General features: G+C 62.9%; 21 protein-coding genes. 5 read left to right on the forward strand and 16 right to left on the reverse strand.

Going from position 1 to position 20992, the window contains the following annotated elements:
* The first annotated feature begins 11 nt into the window (after positions 1-11).
* The 3 genes from DFR49_RS04985 to DFR49_RS04995 are packed head-to-tail and all read left to right on the forward strand — an operon-like array spanning position 12 to position 1848.
* Positions 12-215, forward strand: coding sequence for a YgaP family membrane protein (locus DFR49_RS04985; RefSeq protein WP_021246224.1), 204 nt, complete (start codon positions 12-14; stop codon positions 213-215).
* Entirely contained in the window at positions 212-1477 is a 1266-nt protein-coding gene (locus DFR49_RS04990) for a TolC family outer membrane protein (protein ID WP_030090332.1), read from the forward strand. Before DFR49_RS04985 ends, DFR49_RS04990 begins: the two co-directional genes overlap by 4 nt.
* A 17-nt stretch (positions 1478-1494) precedes the next feature.
* A complete protein-coding gene (locus DFR49_RS04995) occupies positions 1495-1848 on the forward strand; it encodes a carboxymuconolactone decarboxylase family protein (protein ID WP_030090331.1) in 354 nt (117 codons plus the stop codon).
* A 124-nt stretch (positions 1849-1972) separates the two neighbouring features.
* Here DFR49_RS04995 and DFR49_RS05000 read toward each other — a convergent pair whose 3' ends face one another.
* The 14 genes from DFR49_RS05000 to DFR49_RS05065 all read right to left on the reverse strand — a co-directional run bounded on the left by DFR49_RS05000 (position 1973) and on the right by DFR49_RS05065 (position 17646).
* Positions 1973-2905 (reverse strand): 1-phosphofructokinase family hexose kinase, encoded by a 933-nt coding sequence (locus DFR49_RS05000; protein ID WP_030090330.1) that lies wholly within the window; start codon positions 2903-2905, stop codon positions 1973-1975.
* A 246-nt stretch (positions 2906-3151) separates the two neighbouring features.
* Complete coding sequence (locus tag DFR49_RS05005; RefSeq protein WP_030090329.1) at positions 3152-4120, reverse strand: calcium/sodium antiporter; 969 nt, start codon at positions 4118-4120, stop codon at positions 3152-3154.
* The gene (locus tag DFR49_RS05010; protein ID WP_021246219.1) at positions 4117-5028 is read right to left on the reverse strand and encodes a universal stress protein; all 912 of its coding nucleotides are present in this window, start codon (positions 5026-5028) and stop codon (positions 4117-4119) included. The genes DFR49_RS05005 and DFR49_RS05010 overlap by 4 nt, the downstream gene beginning before the upstream one ends.
* Positions 5025-7718 carry an HAD-IC family P-type ATPase gene (locus DFR49_RS05015; RefSeq protein ID WP_162849038.1) on the reverse strand — a complete coding sequence of 898 codons (2694 nt, stop codon included), beginning with the start codon at positions 7716-7718 and terminating at the stop codon, positions 5025-5027. The genes DFR49_RS05010 and DFR49_RS05015 overlap by 4 nt, the downstream gene beginning before the upstream one ends.
* Positions 7719-7850: 132 nt before the next feature.
* Positions 7851-8165, reverse strand: a complete 315-nt coding sequence (locus DFR49_RS22520) for a universal stress protein (protein ID WP_374411714.1) — start codon at positions 8163-8165, stop codon at positions 7851-7853.
* Between the two features lie 557 nt (positions 8166-8722).
* The gene (locus tag DFR49_RS05025) at positions 8723-9640 is read right to left on the reverse strand and encodes a ribose-phosphate diphosphokinase (protein ID WP_030090325.1); all 918 of its coding nucleotides are present in this window, start codon (positions 9638-9640) and stop codon (positions 8723-8725) included.
* Complete coding sequence (locus DFR49_RS05030) at positions 9637-11208, reverse strand: thymidine phosphorylase family protein (protein ID WP_425454911.1); 1572 nt, start codon at positions 11206-11208, stop codon at positions 9637-9639. Before DFR49_RS05030 ends, DFR49_RS05025 begins: the two co-directional genes overlap by 4 nt.
* Entirely contained in the window at positions 11205-12242 is a 1038-nt protein-coding gene (locus tag DFR49_RS05035) for a zinc-dependent alcohol dehydrogenase family protein (protein ID WP_013846844.1), read from the reverse strand. The genes DFR49_RS05030 and DFR49_RS05035 overlap by 4 nt, the downstream gene beginning before the upstream one ends.
* A gap of 36 nt (positions 12243-12278) precedes the next feature.
* Positions 12279-13112: a universal stress protein gene (locus tag DFR49_RS05040; protein ID WP_013846845.1), complete on the reverse strand. Its 834-nt coding sequence runs from the start codon at positions 13110-13112 to the stop codon at positions 12279-12281.
* 115 nt (positions 13113-13227) lie between these two features.
* Positions 13228-14235: a zinc-dependent alcohol dehydrogenase family protein gene (locus DFR49_RS05045; RefSeq protein WP_013846846.1), complete on the reverse strand. Its 1008-nt coding sequence runs from the start codon at positions 14233-14235 to the stop codon at positions 13228-13230.
* A 31-nt stretch (positions 14236-14266) separates the two neighbouring features.
* A complete protein-coding gene (locus DFR49_RS05050; protein ID WP_013846847.1) occupies positions 14267-14677 on the reverse strand; it encodes a group II truncated hemoglobin in 411 nt (136 codons plus the stop codon).
* A 47-nt stretch (positions 14678-14724) separates the two neighbouring features.
* Entirely contained in the window at positions 14725-15156 is a 432-nt protein-coding gene (locus DFR49_RS05055) for a response regulator transcription factor (RefSeq protein WP_013846848.1), read from the reverse strand.
* Positions 15157-15218: 62 nt separating this feature from the next.
* Complete coding sequence (locus tag DFR49_RS05060) at positions 15219-15833, reverse strand: response regulator transcription factor (protein WP_013846849.1); 615 nt, start codon at positions 15831-15833, stop codon at positions 15219-15221.
* Positions 15823-17646: a PAS domain-containing sensor histidine kinase gene (locus DFR49_RS05065; RefSeq protein ID WP_013846850.1), complete on the reverse strand. Its 1824-nt coding sequence runs from the start codon at positions 17644-17646 to the stop codon at positions 15823-15825. The genes DFR49_RS05060 and DFR49_RS05065 overlap by 11 nt, the downstream gene beginning before the upstream one ends.
* 540 nt (positions 17647-18186) lie before the next feature.
* Between DFR49_RS05065 and DFR49_RS05070 the strand changes: the two genes are divergently transcribed.
* Positions 18187-18681: an Hsp20/alpha crystallin family protein gene (locus DFR49_RS05070; RefSeq protein WP_013846851.1), complete on the forward strand. Its 495-nt coding sequence runs from the start codon at positions 18187-18189 to the stop codon at positions 18679-18681.
* Between the two features lie 100 nt (positions 18682-18781).
* Positions 18782-20242: a bifunctional aminoglycoside phosphotransferase/ATP-binding protein gene (locus DFR49_RS05075; RefSeq protein WP_119034650.1), complete on the forward strand. Its 1461-nt coding sequence runs from the start codon at positions 18782-18784 to the stop codon at positions 20240-20242.
* 72 nt (positions 20243-20314) lie between these two features.
* Here the strand turns inward: DFR49_RS05075 and DFR49_RS05080 are convergent, their stop codons facing one another.
* Both DFR49_RS05080 and DFR49_RS05085 read right to left on the reverse strand, forming a co-directional pair.
* Positions 20315-20641, reverse strand: a complete 327-nt coding sequence (locus tag DFR49_RS05080; protein ID WP_013846853.1) for a TraR/DksA family transcriptional regulator — start codon at positions 20639-20641, stop codon at positions 20315-20317.
* Between the two features lie 54 nt (positions 20642-20695).
* Positions 20696-20932 carry a hypothetical protein gene (locus DFR49_RS05085; RefSeq protein WP_013846854.1) on the reverse strand — a complete coding sequence of 79 codons (237 nt, stop codon included), beginning with the start codon at positions 20930-20932 and terminating at the stop codon, positions 20696-20698.
* Positions 20933-20992: the final 60 nt, after the last annotated feature.

Below are 20992 nucleotides of genomic sequence, written 5' to 3' on the forward strand. Positions count from 1 at the left end.
GAGTGAGACTGATGACTCTCGATCGTGCCGTGATGGCGTTCGCCGGTTGTGTCGTACTGCTCGGCGTCGTCCTGTCGCTGACCGTGCATCCCTGGTGGATCGCGCTCACCGCCTTTGCCGGCCTCAATATGCTTCAGGCAAGCTTCACTGGTTTCTGCCCGGCTGCGATGGTGTTCAAGGCGTTCGGCGTCCGTCCGGGAACCGCCTTCAAATGACGCTCAGGCGGACGATCCCCCTCCCCCTGCTCGCCGGCCTGCTGGCGAGTGTCGCCATGCCCGCGCAGGCAACGACGCTTGAAGAAGCCATTGCGGCCGCCGTGAACCACGCGCCGGAAATCGAGGCGGCGGGGGCCGATGCCGATGCGGCCGACGCCCGGATCAGGGAAGCACGCGGCCAGGGTCTGCCAACCGCGACGCTGAGCGGGACGATCGGCTATGGACGACTCGATCCGCAGGGTTTCTTCGGGCTTCCGGCGGCCAACGTCACGCCGCGCGCGGCGCAGCTCACTATCGAACAGCCCCTCTTTATGGGCGGCAGGGTCAGCGCCGGGATCGCACAGGCGAAAGCGGGCAGCGAAGCAGCACGCGCCGGTGAAACGATGACCCGCAGCCAGATCGTTGTCGCGACGGTCCAAGCCTATGGCGACGTGCTGACCACGCACCGAATGATAGCGCTCTATGAACAGATGGTCGGCCAGATGGAGGAGATCCAGCGCCAGGCCCGGCTCCGCTTCAAGGCAGGCGAAAGCCCCAGCACCGATGTTGCGCAGGCGGCGGCGCGCCTTGCCGAAGCACAGGCAGCCCTTGAAGGCGCGCGCGGCTTTGCCATCTCGGCCGATGCGCGATTCACCAACCTCACTGGCCTTGCCCCGCAGGATCTCCAGCCCATTCCGGCAAGTCCGGTCCTGCCTGCCTCGCTCGATGAAGCGCTCGACAGCGCCCGCGGGAACAACCCGGCGCTGGCGCAAGCCGAAGCGGCATTGGATGCCGCCCAGGCCGGCGCGCGGGGCGCGCGGGCCGAACGCCTGCCCACGATCGGCGCCTTCGCCGAAGGTTCGACGGTGCGTGACCAGTTCTTTCCCGATTATCGCTCCGATGCCGCCACGGTCGGCGTGCGGGCGCGCTGGCAGATATTCGCGGGCGGGCGAGTCTCAGCCAAGATTACCGAATCCGATAGTGCGGTCAGGGCCGCCGATGCGCGTATGCGCGCCGCACGCGCCGCCGTCGATGAACAGACGATCAGCGCCTTTTCCGGGGTGCGCTCGGCCGCCCTGGTCGAAGCGGCTGCTTCCCAGCAAGCCCTTGCCGCCGGACAGGCGCGCGACAGCGTGCGCCACGAGGTTCGCGTGGGGATGAAGCCCCAGCTCGATCTGCTCGATGCCGAACGCGAGGCAACCGCCGCAGCGGTCAGCGAAGCTCGCGCGCGAAGCGATCGCATCGTCGCGGCTTACCGACTGCTTGCCCTTCTCGGACGCTGAACTTTACAGGAGACGATATGCACAAGGACTGGCCGAAAATGGCGACCGAGCTGAATGGCGCCATCAAGGAAGTGCGGCTCGGCACGCCCGACGTGATGCAGGCCTTTTCCGCCATGGCGACTGCGGCCACCAAGGCCGGGGCGCTCGATGCCAAGACCAAGGAACTGATCGCTCTTGCCATCTCGGTCGCCATCCGCTGCGACGGCTGCGTTGCCTTCCATTCGAAGGCCGCCGTCAAGCATGGCGCCACGCGCGATGAAGTGATGGAGACGATGGGCATGGCGCTCTACATGGGCGCTGGCCCCAGCCTCATGTATGCCGCGCAGGCGGTCGAGGCCTTCGATCAGTTCTCCGATCAAGCGAAACAATAATACGCCGTGAAATCGAAACAGCCGAACACTTGACCGGCAGTGCGCCGAACCGGTCGCGAATTTCGCGACCGGGAACCACGATCATGAACTGGTCGGTGGAGTACGCTCAAGTTCAACGCAAGGTTCAGGAGGCTGCACGGACCTGCGAATAGAGCCGCCGGATGTCTTCGGGTCGCGCAAGATCGTGCCCCGGATTCATCACGGCCGCCGCGCCTGCCGCGATGCCGAAGCGGAACGCTTCTTCGATCTCCCAGCCTGAGGAGATAGCAAAGACCATCGCCGAAAGGAAACTGTCGCCCGCGCCGACCGCGCTTCTGACCTCGATGTCCACTGCGGGAAGCAGGAGTTGGCGCTCGGCCGAGGCAAGGAGAGCGCCCTCGTGCCCCATCGTCACCGCCACATATTGCGCATGACCGCCCCCGACGATCTGCATGGCCGCCCGTCCCACCGACTCCGTGTCGGGAAGATCCCGACCGGTGAACTGGCGCAACTCGCCAATGCTGGGCTTGACGAGGAAGACGCCGCCTTGCTCAAGGCCTCCGCGCAGGCCAGCGCCTGAACTGTCGAGCACGACCGGTATATTGCGTTCCGTCATCATCGCGACGACCTGGCCATAGAAATCATCCGGAATGCCGGGTGAGAGCGAACCGCTCGCGACCAGATAGTCACATTGTGCCGTCTGGAGCTGATTGAGGCACTGCCGCCATTCTGCAGGTTCGACCATCGGTCCGGACGGAACGAGGCGATATTCCTTCCCGCTTTCGCGCTCGAGCACTGCGGTGGCCACCCTGGTATGCCCCTTGATCGGGATACGGTTGCGCACCAGCTGGTGCAGGTCGAGCAGACCATCGAGCGCGTGGCCGGTTGCACCGCCCGAAAGATAGTAGCTCCGCGCGTTCCCGCCGAGCCGGACATAGACACGGGCCACGTTGATTCCCCCGCCACCCGGCGAATAGAATTCTGTCTTCGTCCGCATTTTACGGGTGTGGTAGACATGATCGACTTCATAGGCGACGTCGATCGTCGGGTTCAGGGTGAGGGTCGCGATGTTCATCATGGCCGCCATTGAGGGACCCGGATGGGCTCGGGTCTATCCGGGATTTCCCTAATCGTTACGCTATCGCGGGTCCACGAATGCGAAGGCTCCGATCGAAAGGGTGCGAAGTTCTACCGGGATCGAAAGACCCGCGTTAGCAACCTGACAGCAGCAGCCACCGCCTGCGACCCAAAATCACTGGATAATAGACGAAAGGCGGGAAAATCGCGGCGTTGTCAAAAGATGCCCTCGCGCTTTCCTTATCGGTTAAATCCGATCATTGATCAAATAGGCAAGATATAGCAAGTAGGCACTCACAAACATTCCACCCTCGAACCGCGAAATTTGGCGTCCGCTGATGAATACGGGAATGCAGGCCAGCGCGACCCCCAACATGACCGGGATGTCGACCCGGATCAGTTGCGCGCTGACCTCGATCCCGTTCGACGGAAACAGGCAGGCCGCGCCGAGAATCACCAGAATATTGTAAACGCTGCTGCCGATCAGATTGCCGATCGCGATGTCGCGCTCGCCACGAATCGTCGAAATGATCGTCGTAACGAGTTCAGGAGCGGAAGTACCGATCGCAACGATCGTCAGTCCGATAAAGGCGTCCGATACGTTCCACAACCGGGCAAGCGCGACCGCACCATCCACCAGCCAGTTGGCGCCCACGACGATCACGACGAGGCCGATGGCCAGCATCGCCATTGCGGAGAAACCGTGGCGGCGGGAAAAGCGCGGCGCCGCGAATTCCCGCGCGAACTCCAGCTTCACCGTGATGCTTTCCCGCCGGGCGACGCGAATGACGGTCAGCGTGAAGGCCATTCCCATCGTGATCAAAAACAGCCCCTCAAGGCGCGAGAGCACACCGTCCCAGGCAAAGACGAGTAGCGCGGCCGACGCGATGACGATGACAGGCAGTTCCAGACGCAGCGTCTGCATCCGAATGGCAAGTGGTTGCAGCATCGCGCTGAGGCCGAGGATAAGGAGGATGTTGACGGTGTTGGTGCCGGCGATGTTGCCAACCGCGAGCGAGCCGTTTCCCTGGAGCGCCGCCTCGATCCCGACGGCGAGTTCGGGCGTGCTCGTTCCCAGCGCCACGATCGTGAGGCCGATGAGCAGCGGCGAAACGCCCAGCCGCGCGGCCAGCGCCGAGCCTCCCCTCACCAGCCACTCCGCACCAGCGATCAGGGCGGCGAGCCCCATGAGGCTGGAAACGATCGCCAGCGTCATCCGGCCGGGTTCACCTTGCGCCTGGCGGGATCGGGTACGAGGAGGACATCGCCCGGGACCGCATCAAGGATCTTGCGCGCCGTACTGCCGATCATAGCCTCATAGACGAGGCCACCGCCATGGGTTCCAACGACCGTCAGGTGACGTGCGGCATTTTCCGCACGGTCGCGAAGCAGCGCTTCGGGAACCCCGTGCTCGATCATGCGCGTGACGTTCCGGGCCGCCACATCAGACAGTCCCGCTTCGGCAAGGAACTTGTCGGCCGCAGCCTCGCCATAACCCTCGAATTGCCGTTCGATTTCCGATCGGCCGAGATAGCCCGCGAAGGGCACATCGTAGGCGTGGAAAAGGGAGATAGCCGCATCGGGAAAAAAGCGGACGGCGGTCTCCAGAGCGATCCGGGCGGGCGCGGAGAAATCTGTCGCGACCACCATGGCGCGGTAAGGCTCGAAAGCGCGGTCGCGTACGATCAGGATCGGAACGGGCGCCTTGCGGATCAGCCGGTCCACGGTATCGCCGAGCAGCATCCGGGCCAGCGGCCCATCGCGAGCCACGCCGGTGACGATCAGGCCCGCCTCGCCCTTTCCGGCGATATCGAGGACGACCGGTGCCGGCGAGCCGGTTTCGACGTGGACCGAAATGTCGATTGGCGGCGCCTCGCGAACAAGGTCGTGGTAGATGCGATGGCGCGCCGCCCGCACCGGGTCTTCGAGAGGCCGACGCCAGGACGGCAGATCGCCGAGTCGGACGGACAGCATCCCGTCTTCCGGCGGGTTCAGCGCGTGGATGACCATAAGCTCCGCCCGCCATGCCTGGGCTACCAGCAGGGCGCGATCGAAGGCGCGGTCGCAACGATGGCTGAGGTCGGTCGCGAGCGCGATGCATTTAGGGAAACCGTCACGCGTCATGGCATGTCCTCCTGATTATTAAGTTCGCTAAACCAGCCCAGTCGCCGCATCACATGCTTCTCCACCTCCAGCGACAGCATGAGAAGCATGCCGCACGCCACCAGCAACACCCAGTCCGCGAAGCCCAGCGGCTGCGAGTGGAAAATCGCGTTCATGAACGGCGCATAGGTGAAGAGCGCCTGGCCGATGACGAGAACGCCGATCGCGATCAACACGGCGGGAGTACCGATCGCGCCGCGCCATGTCAGGGACGTCATGTGGAGATAGCGGACGTTGAAGAGGTAGAAGATCTCCGCGATGATGAACATGTTGACGACCATGGTGCGCGCCATCTCCAGGCTCCGGCCTTGCGCCAGAACATGGAAAAAGATTCCGAGAGTGACGGCCGCGAACAGCACAGAGACGAGAAGGACACGCCAAAGCAGGAACGGCGAAAGCAACGGCGCGCCGCGCTCCCGTGGCCGGCGCAACATCGCACCGGGTTCCGTGGGCTCGAACGCCAGCACGAGGCCGAGCGTGGCGGCGAGGACGAGGTTCACCCAGAGGATCTGCGTCGCCGTCATCGGCAGCGCGAAGCCCAGCAGGATCGCCAATACGACCGCCAGTGTTTCACCGCCGTTCGTAGGGATTTCCCAGGAAATGACCTTGCGAATGTTGTCGTAGACCGTTCGGCCTTCGCGAACGGCGCTGACGATCGAGGCAAAATTATCGTCGAGCAGCACCATGGAAGCCGCTTCTTTCGACGCTTCGGTGCCCTTGATGCCCATGGCGACCCCGACGTCGGCCTGCTTGAGGGACGGCGCGTCGTTCACGCCGTCCCCCGTCATCGCGACGATCTTTCCCTGAGCCTGCAGCGCACGGACGATCCGCAATTTATGTTCCGGGCTGGTCCGGGCAAAGACCGAGACATCCGCGACCGCTTGCTCCAGTTCGGTGTCCGGAAGCTTTTCCAGTTCCAGCCCGGTCAGCACGCGCGGGTCGTCGGCAAGGTCGAGTTGCCGGGCGATCGCCAGCGCCGTCGCCGCATGATCGCCAGTGATCATCTTGACGCCGATTCCGGCGGACCGGCATTCGGCGATGGCGTCCTTGACCTCCGCACGAGGCGGATCGATGAAGCCGACAAGGCCCAGGAGGCACACGCCAGTCGAGAGATCTTCGAACGAGATCCGTTCGCTGCCGGCAGGCATTTCCTTCGCGCCGAAGGCGAGAACGCGCTCGCCATCGCTTCCGGCGGTAGCGATGGAACTCTCCCAATAGGAACAATTGTCGGGCGCGGTCATCGCCAAGAGCGCTTCGGGCGCGCCCTTCACGAACAGCAAGCGCGTGCCGTTGGAACCCCGGCAGAGCGTCGCCATGAACCGATGCGCGGCGTCGAAGGGAATCTCGTCGAGCCGCTCCCATTCCGCCCGCTCCTGCTCCGGATCGATGGCCGCCTTCATTGCCAGGGCGAAGAGGGCCCCCTCCATCGGATCGCCCTCGACACGCCATTCCGCACCGACCTTGCGCAGCGCGGCATCGTTGCACAGCAGCCCGCAGCGGATCAGTGGCATCGCATCGGCCATAGCCTCTGCCTGGTCCCCGGACCCGACGATCCGGATTTGACCATCGGGAACATAGCCGGATCCGCTCGCGATCATCGTATGCCGCTCGGTGATGACGCGGCGGGCCGTCATTTCGTTGCGTGTGAGCGTGCCGGTCTTGTCGGTGCATATCACCGAGGTCGCGCCGAGCGTTTCGACGGCCGGGAGCTTTCGGATGACGGCGTTGCGCCCCGCCATCCGCCGCACGCCGATCGCGAGAGTAATCGTGATGACCGCCGGCAGCCCTTCCGGCACGATCCCCACGGCGAGCGCGACCACGGCGATCAGCGCGTCGATCCAATCGTAATTCCGCGCCAGAACGGCAAAGGCGAACAGCGCAAGCCCCCCCGCGAGTACGAACCAGGTGAAGCGCCGGGCAAAACCGTCGATCTGCTTCAGCAGCGGGGTTGCCAGTTGTTCGACCGACTGGATAAGCGAACTGATCCGTCCGATCTGCGTGCGAGATCCGGTGGCAACAGCGAGCCCGCTTGCGTGCCCAGCCGCAACCATCGTGCCCGAAAAGGCCATATTACGCCGATCCGCCAAATCGGTCTGCTCGGGCAGCACCGCTTCCTGCTTTTCGGCAGCCACCGATTCGCCCGTCAGCAGCGCCTCGTCGATAAGCATTCGCCGCGCATGGAGAAGCCTGAGATCGGCGGGAACGCGATCACCGGCCTCGATCATCACGAGATCGCCGGGCACGATCTCGCGGACGGGAATCGTTTGCCTCACGCCGTCACGCACCACGCTGGCCTTGGGCGCGATCATCTGCTGGATGGCCTCAAGCGCCTGTTCAGCCTTTCCTTCCTGGATATGCCCGATCACCGCATTCACGATCACGACGGCGACGATGACCACCGCGTCGATCATGTGATCGAGCAGCGCTGCGGCCAATGCCCCGGCAAGAAGCACATAGATCAACGTGTTATGGAATTGCGCGAGGAACCTAAGGAACACATTGCGACGCGCCGACCGGGGTAGCGCGTTCGGCCCAAAGCGGGCCGATTGCCGATCCACCTCCGGAGAAGAGAGACCCGCACAACCGACGTCGAGTGCCGTGGCAACTTCGCTGGTTGACAGCATATGCCAGCGCACTTCGGAAGTTTCCATGGGTCCTGACATCAAATCTCTTTCGTATTACATCAAACCATCTCGTGTTGAGCATGCGGAGCGAAGACCGTGCGGACCGGTTTCATTCCCGGCCCGCGGTTCCGCGCTTGCGTGCCGCCGATTGAATGGGCTTCAATGCGCAAACAGCAGCGGCAGCGGCGCGCCAGTGAGCAGGTCGCGCGTGACGCCGCCCAGGATCATCTCGCGCAGGCGAGAGTGGCCATAAGCGCCAAGCGCGAGCATCCCGGCGCCACGCCGGTGAGCCGCTTCGACCAGCGCCTCCGCATCCGACACGTCACCGCCCTGGATGGGAACTACGGTCGACGTAAAGCCATGCCGGGCGAGATGGTGGGCGACATCGGCTCCCGGTTCGGAACCGTGGCCCTGGGCCGTCGGCTTCGCATCGAGGATGAGTATATCGATCCTTGCCCCAGGCGCCGCGAACATGGTCGCGTCGCGCAGCGCGTGCGTCGCCTCGCGGGTCGCATTCCAGCCGATCGCCAAGTGATCGATGGCGGCCGGTTTATAGCCGGTGGGCAGGATCAGAACGGGACGCCCAGATGCGAACAGGCAACGCTCAAGCGTATCACGTCGAATTGGCGGATGGTCGTAATTGTCCGAAGGACCGAACAGGACGAGGTCGGCATAACGGGCATAGACCGCGGTCTTGGCGAAGATCACCGCCGGCTGGTCCGAAATCGTCCTCACCTCTACGTTCGTGGAGCGGGCGAGCATCGCGATCCGCTGCTGCTTCGCCTCCACCGCTTCAGTATAATCGGGAAGAAGTACATAAGGCAGTGCAACCGTCAGGGCATAGTCGCTCGCGGGGAGAGCCGACAGCACGACGATGGCAAGGCTGGCGTCGTGGAACTCGGCAAAGGCAAGCGCATCGCGCAAAAACCGCTCGTCCTTGTCTCCGGTATCGACGACGGCGAGAATGTCCTTGATAGCCATATGTCCCTCCAGCTTTGAGCTATTCCTGCTACCCAGCGCCGTGATGGGATTCATTCGGGTGTTATACGTAGCCGACCGGCGCCCCCTTCCATCTGCCGGGCCAGCGCATCGCCAAGCAGTGCGCCAAGAGTGATCGCGTTACTGGCATGCGAGATACTTTCGGTCGTAACCATGCGGCAGCCGACTTCCCTGAGCAAAGCCTCGGCACCAGCCGCGAAGAGGCCGTGAACAGCCAGGCAGATCGGCGGAGGGAAGCCCTGGTCGATGATCTCGCGCGCGGCGTTGGCAAGGGTGTGTCCCGACGAAATCACGTCATCGACGAGGATCGGCGTGCGGCCTTTCCATGCCCCCAGGTCCGAGGCCGCGATAAGGACGTCCCGATCACCGCGCCGCGATTTCGCGAAGACCGCATGGGGCGCTCCGATAAGCCTGGCGATTGCGCCCGCCCACTGCTCGCTCTCGCTGTCGGGTCCTATGATGAGCGGTGCATCGACATTGGCCCGGACCCAGTCCGCCAGAAGCGGAGATGCCGCGAGCGAAGCCGTCTCCATCGAATAGATCTCCCCCAGATCCGCGTAGCGGTGGAGATGCGGATCGACGGTCACGAGCCCATCGAACTCGGATGAAAGGAGCTGGGCGAACTGGCGGGACGTCAGCGCTTCGCCATCCTTGAACCGCCGATCCTGTCGCATATAGGCAAGATAAGGCGCCACGAGATGGACCGACCGCGCCCCGCTCTCGCGCAGCAGCCTTGCAGCAAAGAGCAGCCGCATGATCTGGTCGTCGGGCCGCGCGAGCGTGCATATGACGGCCACGGCTGATCCCGACACCCCGGAGCGGAGCCGGACATAGCTCTCCTGATCGGGAAACCGGCGAACCTCGAGCGTGCCTGTCGCCCACCCGGTATGTTCCGCGATGGATGCGGCCAGCCGTTCGTTCCCGGGCATGGAAAACAGCATCGCCGTCATGGCACGATCGCAAGCATGTCGGCATTGGCGGCGGCGTAGGTCAGCGCATAAGCCATTTCACCCTGCGACTGGGCGTGGAGGGTCAGCAAAGGCTGGCCAGCGATAACGTCGTCGCCCAGGCGAACATGAAGAAGCATGCCCGCGGCCGGCGAGTCGGGCGCGCCCGCCAGCTTCGCAAGGCGCGCTATCCGGCGATTGTCGATATGGGTGACGCGGCCGCTATGCGCCGCCAGGATCGGATGGGTGAGCCTGGCCGTGGGCGGGGTGCGCATGCCGCCCTGGGCCTGGCATATCCTTTGGAACCTGTCCCAGGCGCTGCCGTCGGCCAATGTGCGTTCGGCGCGCGCGCGTCCCTGGCCTTCTTCCGCGACCTTCCCGAGTTCGAGCACCACGCCGGCGAGCGTGCAGGCGCGGTCCCGAAGGCCCGGCGGAGCATCGGCATCGCCTGTCAGCACCGCCAGCACGTCGCGCGCCTCCAGGGCGGGCCCGATCGCCCGGCCGACGGGCTGGGTGCCATCGGTCTGGACACAGCGGATAACAAGGCCAAAACGGGCGGCGACGGCGCCAAGCGTGGCTTCCAGCCGTTCGGCCGCCGCGACGCTGCGCACCTTGGCGGTCGGCCCGATCGGAATGTCGAGCACCACATGGGTCGCGCCCGCCGCTATCTTCTTCGACAGAACGGAGGCGATGAGCTGCCCCTCCGTATCGATGTCGAGCGCGCGTTCCACGCCGATGAAGATGTCATCGGCGGGACTGAGGCAGACCGCGCCGCCCCAGGCGAGGCAGCCGCCCTCGACCGCCACCACGCGCTGCATGGCGCCAAGGTCGAGATCGACCCGGGTGAGCGTCTCCATGGTATCGGCCGTTCCCGCCGGGGACGTGATCGCCCGCGACGACGTCTTGGGCATGGTCAGACCGCAGGCGGCAGCGATGGCGACGACGATCGGGCTCGTGCGGTTGCCCGGCAGACCGCCAACGCAATGCTTGTCGACGACGATCTCGCTCGGCCAGCGCAAACGGTCGCCGGCCTCGACCATCGCCCTGGTGAGATGGTAGGTCTCGTCCTCGTCGAAGGGAAGCGTGGCGGTAGCCGTGAGGAAGGCGGCGAGGTGCACATCGGCATAGCGGCCCGCCACCACGTCACCGACGATGCTGGTCAGCGCGGCCCCGTTCAGCCTGTGTCCGTAGATGCGCTGGCGGACGCAGGCGATCGATTCGAGGGGCGGCGCATGACCGACCTGGACAACGGTTCCCTCCTCCACGCCAAGCGCGACCCAGGCCGCTTCGGACAGACCGATCTCGTCGCCGGCCAGGAAGTCGCCCTCCACCTGATAGAGCGTGGCCGCGATCGGCTGGCTGCCGTTGCGGATATAGACCTGGGTGTGCGCGGCAAGGCCCTCGGCATGGCACACCGGGCTGTCGGTCCGCATGATCGCGACCAGCTCATGATGCGTGTGAAGGCGCAGCCGGCGCGCGCGCGCGAACGATGGTTCCGCCGGTTCGGAACTCCCTATATTCGGATGGAATTGCTGCGCATCGCCCGGAATATCGCTGGAAACCCCGATCACGTGTCGATCACCACCTTCAAGGCATGAGTATCGGCTGCGCGCGCGAACGTCTCATACGCCTCCAATATGTCCGACAACACGAAACGATGGGTGACGAGCTGTTCGGGCCGCAGGCGCTTGGCCTCGACCGTCTTCAGGAGCATCGGCGTGCTGACGGTGTCGACGAGCCGGGTGGTGATGGTGATGTTGCGCGACCAGAGTTCCTCCAGATGGAGGTCGACCTTGGCGCCGTGGACACCGACATTGGCAATTACCCCGCCGGGCGCGACCAGTTCTTCGCATAACGCGAATGTCGCAGGGATCCCGACTGCTTCGATAGCCGTATCGACCCCCTTGCCGTCGGTGAGCTCTCGAACCAGGCTCACGACCGGATCACGTCCGCTGTTGAACGTGTCCGTCGCGCCGAACTTGCGCGCGACGGCGAGGCGATTGTCGTCGAGATCGATCATGATGATCCGGGCCGGTGCATAAAATTGCGCAGTCAGCAGGGTCGCCAGGCCGATCGGTCCAGCGCCGACGATCGCGACGCTGCTGCCCGGTGCAACCTTCCCGTTCAGGACGCCGCACTCATAGCCCGTCGGAAGAATGTCGCTCAGCATGACGAGGGCATCCTCATCGGCCCCCGGCGGGATCGCGTGAAGGCTGTTGTCGGCATGGGGGATGCGCACGAATTCGGCTTGCGTGCCATCGATCCTGTTGCCCAATATCCAGCCGCCCTCGACGCAATGCGAATACATGCCGCGCCGGCAATATTCACACCGGGCACAAGAGGTGATGCAGGAGATCAGGACATGATCTCCGGGCTTGAAGGCTCCAACCGCGGTTCCGACCTCCTCCACGATCCCGACACCCTCATGTCCGAGGATCCTGCCCGGCTCGCACGTCGGCACATCCCCCTTCAGGATGTGCAGGTCGGTGCCGCAAATGGTGGTCTTCGTGATCCGCACGATCGCATCGCCGGGTGCCTGCAAGGCCGGCCTCGGGCGATCCTCGAGACTCTTCTCGCCGGGGCCATGATAAACGAGAGCTTTCATGATCTCCTCCGTTCAACCGTTAGACGGGTTCGCCAGTCAGTGTACGAAAACGATCGGCAGGCGCTGATGATCGATCAGTTCCCGCGTCACGCCGCCAAGCACGAACTCGAGTGCGCGCGAACGCCCATAGCCACCGATCACGAGCACATCGGCTTTCTGCTCCACTGCGTAATTCTGAAGGACAGCCGACGTATCCTTACCGGATGAGCTGATCGGACAAACGCCGCCGCTATGGCCATGTCGCGCGAAAAGGCGGGCGATCTGGACACCGCCCCGGTGCTCCCCGGATTCGACACCCGGATCATCGACAATCGCAACGTCGATACGGGCATCGGGTTCGGCCAGATTGAGAAGCGCCCTCGCGGCGCGGAACGATTCAAGTGATGCGTTCCAGCCCAATACGGCGTGATCGATGGGACCAGGATTCCAGGAGGCCGGCAAAATGACCGTCGGCACGCCCGTAAACAGAAGCGCCTCGGAGATACGGCGCCTCAAGCCATCCCTTTGCCAGCGCCCGACACCCGGAATCAGCGCGATATCCGCGTACTGGCCTTCAGCCTTCACGAGACCGGGTATCAGCCCGCTGGCCTCGAACACCGAGTGAACCTCTACTTCGATCGCGGTATTCCTGGTTCGTTCGCGAACGGCCGCCAGATGTTCGTCGCGCTGGTCCTCGGATACCGTGATGGCCTGCGCGAAAGCCATCGCATCAGCCGCCGCGGCGAATGCGAGATTTTCGGTCACGACGACGATCGTAAGCGCCGCTTCATGCATACCGGCATAGGCAAGCGCCTGATCAACGGCGGTCAGGGAATGCTCTGCACCGTCCACGACGACGAGCACATGTTTGATCTGTGAAATGCTGCTCATGATCGCATCATGGCCCCGGCCATTGATGACCGCACTCCGTAACTTTACAGAGGCACCGCGTGACGCGCACTCGCCCCTGGGGCCGTGAAGAGGGCGCTTCGCGGCGAGTGCATACTCAAGCCTTCGCGTAGTTCGATGGCACCAGGACGGCCGCTCCAACAACGGCGCCACTGCGCAACCGCTCAAGCGCGACATTGGCTTGAGCCAGCGGAAAGACCGTCGTCACGGATTTGACGTTGGCTTTCTGCGCGATCTCGAAAAAGCTTGTGCCGTCTTCGCGGGTCAGATTAGCCACCGATGCAATGGTTCGCTCACCCCAGAGGTCAGCATAGGGGAACGACGGAATGTCGCTCATGTGGATCCCTGCGCAGATCACCCTGCCTCCCTTGTGGACTGCACGCAGCGCGCGCGGAACAAGATCACCGACGGGGGCAAAGAGGATCGCCGCATCGAGTTCCACGGGCGGGTCATCCTCCGATGATCCGGCCCAGGCGCAGCCGAGTGATCGCGCAAAAGCCTGTCCCTCGTCGTCTCCCGCCCTGGTAAAGGCATAAACCGCCCGGCCCTGCCACAGCGCAATCTGGGCGATGATATGCGCGGCGGCGCCAAATCCGTAGAGACCGATCCGCGTTCCCTCCCCCGCAGCGCGCAGGGACCGCCAGCCGATCAGCCCGGCGCACAGCAAGGGCGCGGCTTCTTCATTGGAAAAGGCGTCGGGTATCCTGAAGCAGAAGCGAGCGTCCGCAACCGTATGGGTCGCATAACCGCCATCCCGGGTGCATCCCGTGAATGCGGGACTATCGCACAGATTTTCATGACCTGTTCGGCAATAGTCGCAATGGCCGCAGCTATGTCCGAGCCAGGGAACGCCGACGCGATCACCGATCGCGACATCGGCGACCCCTTCCCCCGCCGCAACAACGATGCCGACAATTTCGTGCCCGGGAACGATGGGGAGGCGGGATTCGATCTCCCCATCGACGATATGCAGATCGGTTCGGCAGACGCCGCAAGCAGCGACCTCGATGAGAAGCTCGCCTCGACCAGGCGTTGGAACCTGTCGCGCAACGAGCCGCAGCGGCGTGCCGACCGCTTCGAGCTGCATCGCGAACATCTCGGTCATAGTGATTTCTTCGCCTGTTCGCGCCGCGGGGTCACGCTGCCGACGCGGCACGCGCCGCCATGCCCTGCGCCATGTTCGACAAGGCTTCGGCCATCTTGACGCCCAGGGCAGGATCTACCGTCGAATCAGCGATGGCGCGGCGCATCGCGTCACACCACTGATCCGCTGTCTCACCAGTGATCGGCAGGCGCGCATGGGCCGACATCATGCAAACGCCAGGGTGATCATCAAACCAATCTCGCGGTCCGCCCAGCCATGCGTTGAGAAAACCGGCAAGCGAAACGCGCATCGGCCCCAACTCCGGGGCGTGTAGCGCACGCAACTCCCGATAGGCGTCCTCCTGATCCATCAGATCATAGAAGCGGTCTACGATATTCCGGACGACGACGGCCCCTCCAACCAGATCATAGGGCGCCTGCTGTTTCTGTTCCGCTGCTGTCACACGTTTCTCCTGTTATGCTGCGCACTCCCTTTTGGTCGAGCGTCGTTTCAAATGCGCTTTCCCACGCCCGTCAGCCTGGCAAGCGCGCCAGTCAGCGCATGTTCCCGCAGGGGCTTTTCCAGAACCTGGGCGAACCCCTGCGCCAAGGCACGCTCGGTCAGTTCGGCCGATGGGAACGCGGTGATGAGTATGGCTGGACCCGGCCAGCCACGTTCGCGCAGGCGGCAAAGCACCTCGATGCCATCGCTCTGCTCCAATCGAAAATCAGCAACGAAGCAGCAGGCATCCCCCGATAACGGATCGTCCAGAAGCGCCGCACCAGCCGCATAGGCCCGGACGTCAAAACCCTGCGCACGAAAGAGAAGCTGCAGTGAACGGCGAACACCGGCGTCATCCTCGACCAGAAGAAGACGCGGGCGTTCCCGCAACGGGGCCGCAATATTCTCGCCTGACATCTCACACCATCGGCCCAGCGGCATTGCTGGTCCCTCGGACGATGTCAGGAAACGATCCCCGGGTCGCTACGTAAGTGTCCCGATCCTCAGCCCGTGATCCCCGCGGAAAACGCGATACGGAGCGCCTCCGACAGGCTGCGAACGCCCAGCTTGGTCATGAGGTTGGCGCGATGCACCTCTACGGTGCGCGGCGAAATCCCAAGATCATAAGCGATCGTCTTGTTTGGCAGTCCTCGCGCAAGCCCCTTGAGCACATCCTGTTCGCGCCCGGACAGAGCGGCGATGCGGATCGTTGCGTCGGCGGCGCGGGTTGCCCTGCCTTCAACGTCGGCAAGCCGTTCGAAGGCACTTTCAATAGCCGCGAGCAACACCGCCTTCTCGAACGGTTTCTCGATGAAGTCGACTGCGCCGGCCTTCATCGCGCTTACAGCGATCGACACATCGCCATGCCCGGTCAGGATGATGACGGGCATCGCGATACCGCGTTCGTTCAATTCCTTTTGGACTTCGAGCCCATCCATCTGAGGCATACGCACATCGAGGAGAATGCAGCCCTCGGCCGCGTTCCTCACGTCTTTCAGAAATTCAACACCGGAGGACCAGGTTTCGACCGAGAAACCTGATTTCTTGAGCATGAAACCGGCAGATCGACGGATTGCATCTTCATCGTCGACGATGTGGACGATCCGCTTATCCTCCATAAGATTGCTCCCTATCTGCCCTGACCAGTGTGAAATGGAATTGCGTGCCGCCCCCTTCCGCAGGCTCCATCCAGATGCGCCCGCCATTGGCTTCGACAATCGTTCGACAAATCGAGAGACCCAACCCCATGCCGTCCGACTTGGTGCTGACAAAGGCCTTGAAGAGCTGGGCAGCGACCTCGGGGGCCATTCCCGTGCCGGTATCGGACACCGTGACACGCACAAAACCCGCCTGGTCGGGACCGGTGCGGATGGTGAGCACAGGCCTGGCGCGCGCATTCATGGCCTCGACCGCATTGCGGATCAAGTTCACGAGGACCTGCTGGATCTGGACCTTATCGACGAGGACCGTCGCAGCTTCGTGATCGATGTCCATGCGGGTTTCGATCGATTTCTCGCCCGCGCCCATCAGGCCGAAGGCAGCCGCTTCGTTAATGAGGTTGGGCAAGTTCTCGACAGTCTTCTCGACCTCCCCCCTGGCAACGAAATCACGCAAACGGCGCACGATATGACCCGCGCGCATCGCTTCCCCCGCGGCGTCTGTCAGCGCCTCCCGGATGTCGGGCAGATCATCGGGATCTGGCTGGTCGAGCAGGTCCCGGACCGCTTCGAGATAGTTGGCTACGGCGGTGATCGGCTGATTCAGCTCATGGGCGAGCGTCGACGCCATCGTCCCCATCGCGCTGACGCGCGCGACGTGGATCAGTTCGGATTGAAGCTGCTCTAGCCGCTCCTGTGTCCTTTGGCGATCCGTCAGATCGCGAATGAAGCCGGTGAACAGCCGCTGGCTCTCGCCGGCCGCTTCTCCAACCGACAACTCCATCGGGAAGGTCGTCCCATCCTTTCGCAGTGCAAAAACCACGCGTCCGATCCCGATGATGCGCCTCTCTCCTGTACGCAGATAGCGCTCGAGAAAACCGTCATGGCGTTCGCGATAAGGCGAGGGCATCAACATGCTGACATTGGAACCCAGGACTTCCTCCTGAGTGTAACCGAACAAACGCTCGGCCGCCGTGCTGAACGACACCATCGTGCCGCCTTCATCGATGACGATCATTGCATCGGGGACCGTCGACAAAATCGAACGAAGATGCGCTTCACTGTTGCGAAGAGAGCTCAGCGTTGCTCGCTGGTCGGTGATGTCGTGGACAATTGTCGCGAAACCGCCCAACGATCCGTCGGGTTTTTTCAACGCGGTGATGGAAATGTGAGCCAGAAACTCACTGCCATCCTTACGAATCTGCCACTCGTCGATCTCGATCTTGCCACGGTGTTGTGCTTCGGCAAGCAAGGACGTCGGCTTGCCGCTGGCGACGACATCGGCCGGATAAAACCGATCTGTAAGCTGGCCGGCCATCTCGGCCTCTGTCCAGCCTTTCAGACGCTCGGCGCCCCCGTTCCAGATCGTGACCCGTCCTTCAGCATCGAGCATATAGATCGCATAATCTTCCGCCCCATCGATGAGCAGGTTCAGTTCTGCGGCCAGCATCCTCGTCCCGTCCGCGAGATCGCGAGCGCGTGAGAGAGTACGATGGTGATTCCGCCAAAGCAGAGCCATGGCGGCGAGAAACAGGAACAGGGCAACCCACTGTTCTGCCACGGTCGGCCAACCGTCAACGATTGCGAGCGTCGTAAGGGTAACGAGCGTGACGCCCGCCAACACCACGATATCCGGCCTGAGCGCCACGAGCACCATACCGGCCACGCCGAGAGAGACGAAATAATGAACGCTCTCGTCGATCTGCCGGCCAAGCTGCCATCGTGTGACCACCGCGATGACGGCGATAGCCAGTCCCGCAAGGGACGCGGTCAAAAGCCGGGCATGGATCGAACGGTCAACCAGTGGCGCAATGGCACCCGCTTGCCATGAATGGAGGAATTTCCCGGATCGCGGAGCGGTTTTAATGATGACTCTGCCTCTTCGTCGTCAGAAGGAAGCAGCAAGCGCTGATACCCCTTTCTGTCTCAAGCCTATCAACAGCGCCTCGTGCGATCCATTAAAATTGGCAACCATCTCAACGATGATGTTACTTGCTTTGGAGTTCAGCGCTGGAAACATGTCCAGACCGTCGCATCCACGAGCTTCAAACCGTCGGCGTTCTTTAGGCCGGGCTCTTCGGATTGTCATCATCCGTGCGACTTGCGCGCTGCTACCTGAACCAATGGACCCGCGGGTCCATTGTGAGATGGTGAGCGCCCCAAACGCCCCTCAGTAACTTTCCGGATAGAGCCCACCCAGGCAACCGCATAGCCTCCTCCTCGCTCGAGGGCCGGATCGCTGTTGGCCTGATTCATCGGCCATCCCCCCCCGCCCAATCCGGACCTCGAGCATTCATTTCGCAGGAGGTCCGCCATGAATGATCAGGTTCCAGCGACCACGTCCAAGGCCAATCCGATCAGCCCAATTCTCGATCATCCGGTTGATTGGCTTCGCACGGAGATTGACCGCCTCTTCGAAGATTTTGGCCGCCCCGCCGCCAGTCTGTTCGGTGTCGGCAATCGATCTTCAATCGCGCCAGTTCCGGCTGTTGAACTTGTCGATGAGGACAAGGCCTATCGCCTCACCGCCGAGCTCCCTGGCCTGTCCGATGATGATATCGATATCAGCGTCGCTGACGGTCTCCTGACGATAGCCGGCGAAAAGAAGGAGGAGACCGAACGCAAGGACAAGGGCTATGTATTCAGCGAACGGCGATATGGCTCCTTCCGGCGCCAGGTATCCTTGCCCAGCGACGTTGACCCGAACGCGATCACCGCTGCATTCAAGGATGGTGTCCTCACCGTCACACTGACCAAGGATGAAAATGCGCCAGCGCGGAGTCGGAAGATCGAAATCGGGCAGGCATAGCAGTTTGCCGGAGGCTTCGACGGGACCTCGGCACCACGCAGACCCGCAAGCCGACGTCATAACCCTTCTCGAGGGACGAGCCTTCGGCTCTGGAGAGCCCATGCGTCGGATCGACACGCATGCGGCGCGTCTATTCCTCGTCGGCGATCGCGCATGGAAGCTCAAGCGTGCCGTCCAGTTCGACTATCTGGATTTTTCAACCGCCGATAGACGCCGCGCCGCCCTGGAAGCGGAGCTACGGCTTAATCGCAGGACCGCGCCGGAACTCTACCTGGCGGTTCGCCCGGTATCCAAGAATTCGGCGGGCTGCCTGAACCTCGATGGCGACGGAGAACCTGTCGATTGGCTTCTGGAGATGCGCCGCTTTCCCGATGACGCCTTGCTCGATCATGTGGCAACCCAAGGTGGCCTGACCGATGTGCTGATCACGCAGCTCGCAGACCGGATCAAGGCATTTCATGATGGCGCCGAGACGTGCCTGTCCGGATCGGGGCGCAGCCGTTTGGAAGCCGTCATTGCCGGGAATGATCGAAGCATGGCTCGATTCCCCGACATTCTTCCCGCTCGGCTCGTGAGAGACCTGATCGACAGGCAAGTCGCCCTGCTGGCCCAGCACTCCGATCTGCTCGATTCACGTGCGCGAAGCGGGCGCGTGAGACATGGCCATGGCGATCTGCATCTGGGTAACATTGCCGTGATCGACGGGAGCCCCGTCCTGTTCGACTGCCTGGAATTCAGTCCCGAACTTGCGACCGGCGATGTCCTTTACGACCTTGCGTTCCTACTCATGGATTTATGGGGCCGCGGCCTTCATTGCGAAGCGAATGCCCTGTTCAATCGCTATCTGGACATTTCCCCTCAGGACGATGCCGGCGTGGCCCTTGTGCCGTTGTTTCTTTCGATCCGAGCCGGGATTCGCGCCCATACATCGGCCGCACAGGCGAGCGATGGTTCAGACGAAGCTCTGACCCAAAAGGCCAGCGCCTATCTGACGCTGGCGCGCGCAGTGCTCGAACCGGTGCCCGCGCGGCTCGTCGCCATTGGCGGGCTTTCCGGATCCGGCAAGTCCACAATAGCGAAACTGATCGGCCATTCCCTCGGCGAGGTTCCAGGCGCGCGTATTCTGAGATCCGATGTGCTGCGGAAGCGACTTGCCGGCGTGCCGCCAGAATCGCCGCTTCCCAAAGACGCATATACCCTGTCCGCGAACGCAGCGATTTACACAGAGCTGAGACGGCTGGCGGGACACATGCTTTACGCCGGGCATTCGGTGGTGGCCGACGCTGTCCATGCGAAGCCTGAAGAGCGCACGGAGATCCATCAGGTCGCACTGCGACGAGATGTGCGGTTCGATGGGATATGGCTCGACGCATCACCCGATATGCTGACGGCGAGGGTATCCGCCCGGACACATGACGCTTCCGACGCCAACGGCGCCGTTGTCGAATTGCAGACTCGCTATGATCTGGGTGAGATCGACTGGCACCGCGTCAACGCGGCGGATGACCGCAAGACGGTCGCAACGCAAGTCATGGACGTCCTGGATGTTCGCCATTTGTGACGGGGAATGATGCAGGCCGCGCATGTCGCCCCAGCCGAAGGGATTCTCCATCCGGTGAGGTCGCGATGCCGATCATTGTTCGGCGCGCGCGCAATCGATGCACAATGCTGCCTCCGGCCGTGCATCCAGCCGAGCCGGTGCAATCTGCGACCCACAACGAACGCATTCGCCATAGGTGCCCTTCGCAATTCGCTCCAGGGCACGATCGATCGAAGCGGCCTCCCGCACGATCAAGCTTGCCTCGGCTTCCAGACCCGCATCATCTTCGACTTCGACGGCCTGTTCCGATGAGTCCGCATTAAGGGGCTCAGCCAGATCCGCATTCACTCGCGTCAGCCGAGCGCGAAGTTCCGACAGTCGCTCTGTCAGGCGCTCTTCTATGGCGGCTGTGTCAGTCACGGAGATTCCTTCAGAACAGTAGGTACCGAAATCGGCTTGGGGTTCGGTGCAGATTTATAGCGCCTTCTTCAGACGCAGGTAAGCCGAACGAAGTTCATCAGCGAGCACCTGGAGCGCGGCCTTGATGTTACCGCCGCTCTCCTGAAGGCGAGCTTCTGCAACGAAATGGTGCCATTTGGTTTCGAGCTCGTCCCACTCCTCGCGAGCTTCCATCGCGCCCAGATGCACCTGGACCTTGGCTTCGTCCCGGAGCTTGGCAAGATCAGCCTTAAGTTCTTCAATGGTGCTCATCGGTCGCTCCCCGGCAACAAGGTGTTGAGAAGTGTTCCTGTAGCCGAGCCTGAAGCACTG

Origin of the sequence: Hephaestia caeni, assembly GCF_003550065.1 — a bacterium.
Lineage (GTDB): Bacteria > Pseudomonadota > Alphaproteobacteria > Sphingomonadales > Sphingomonadaceae > Sphingomonas > Sphingomonas caeni_A.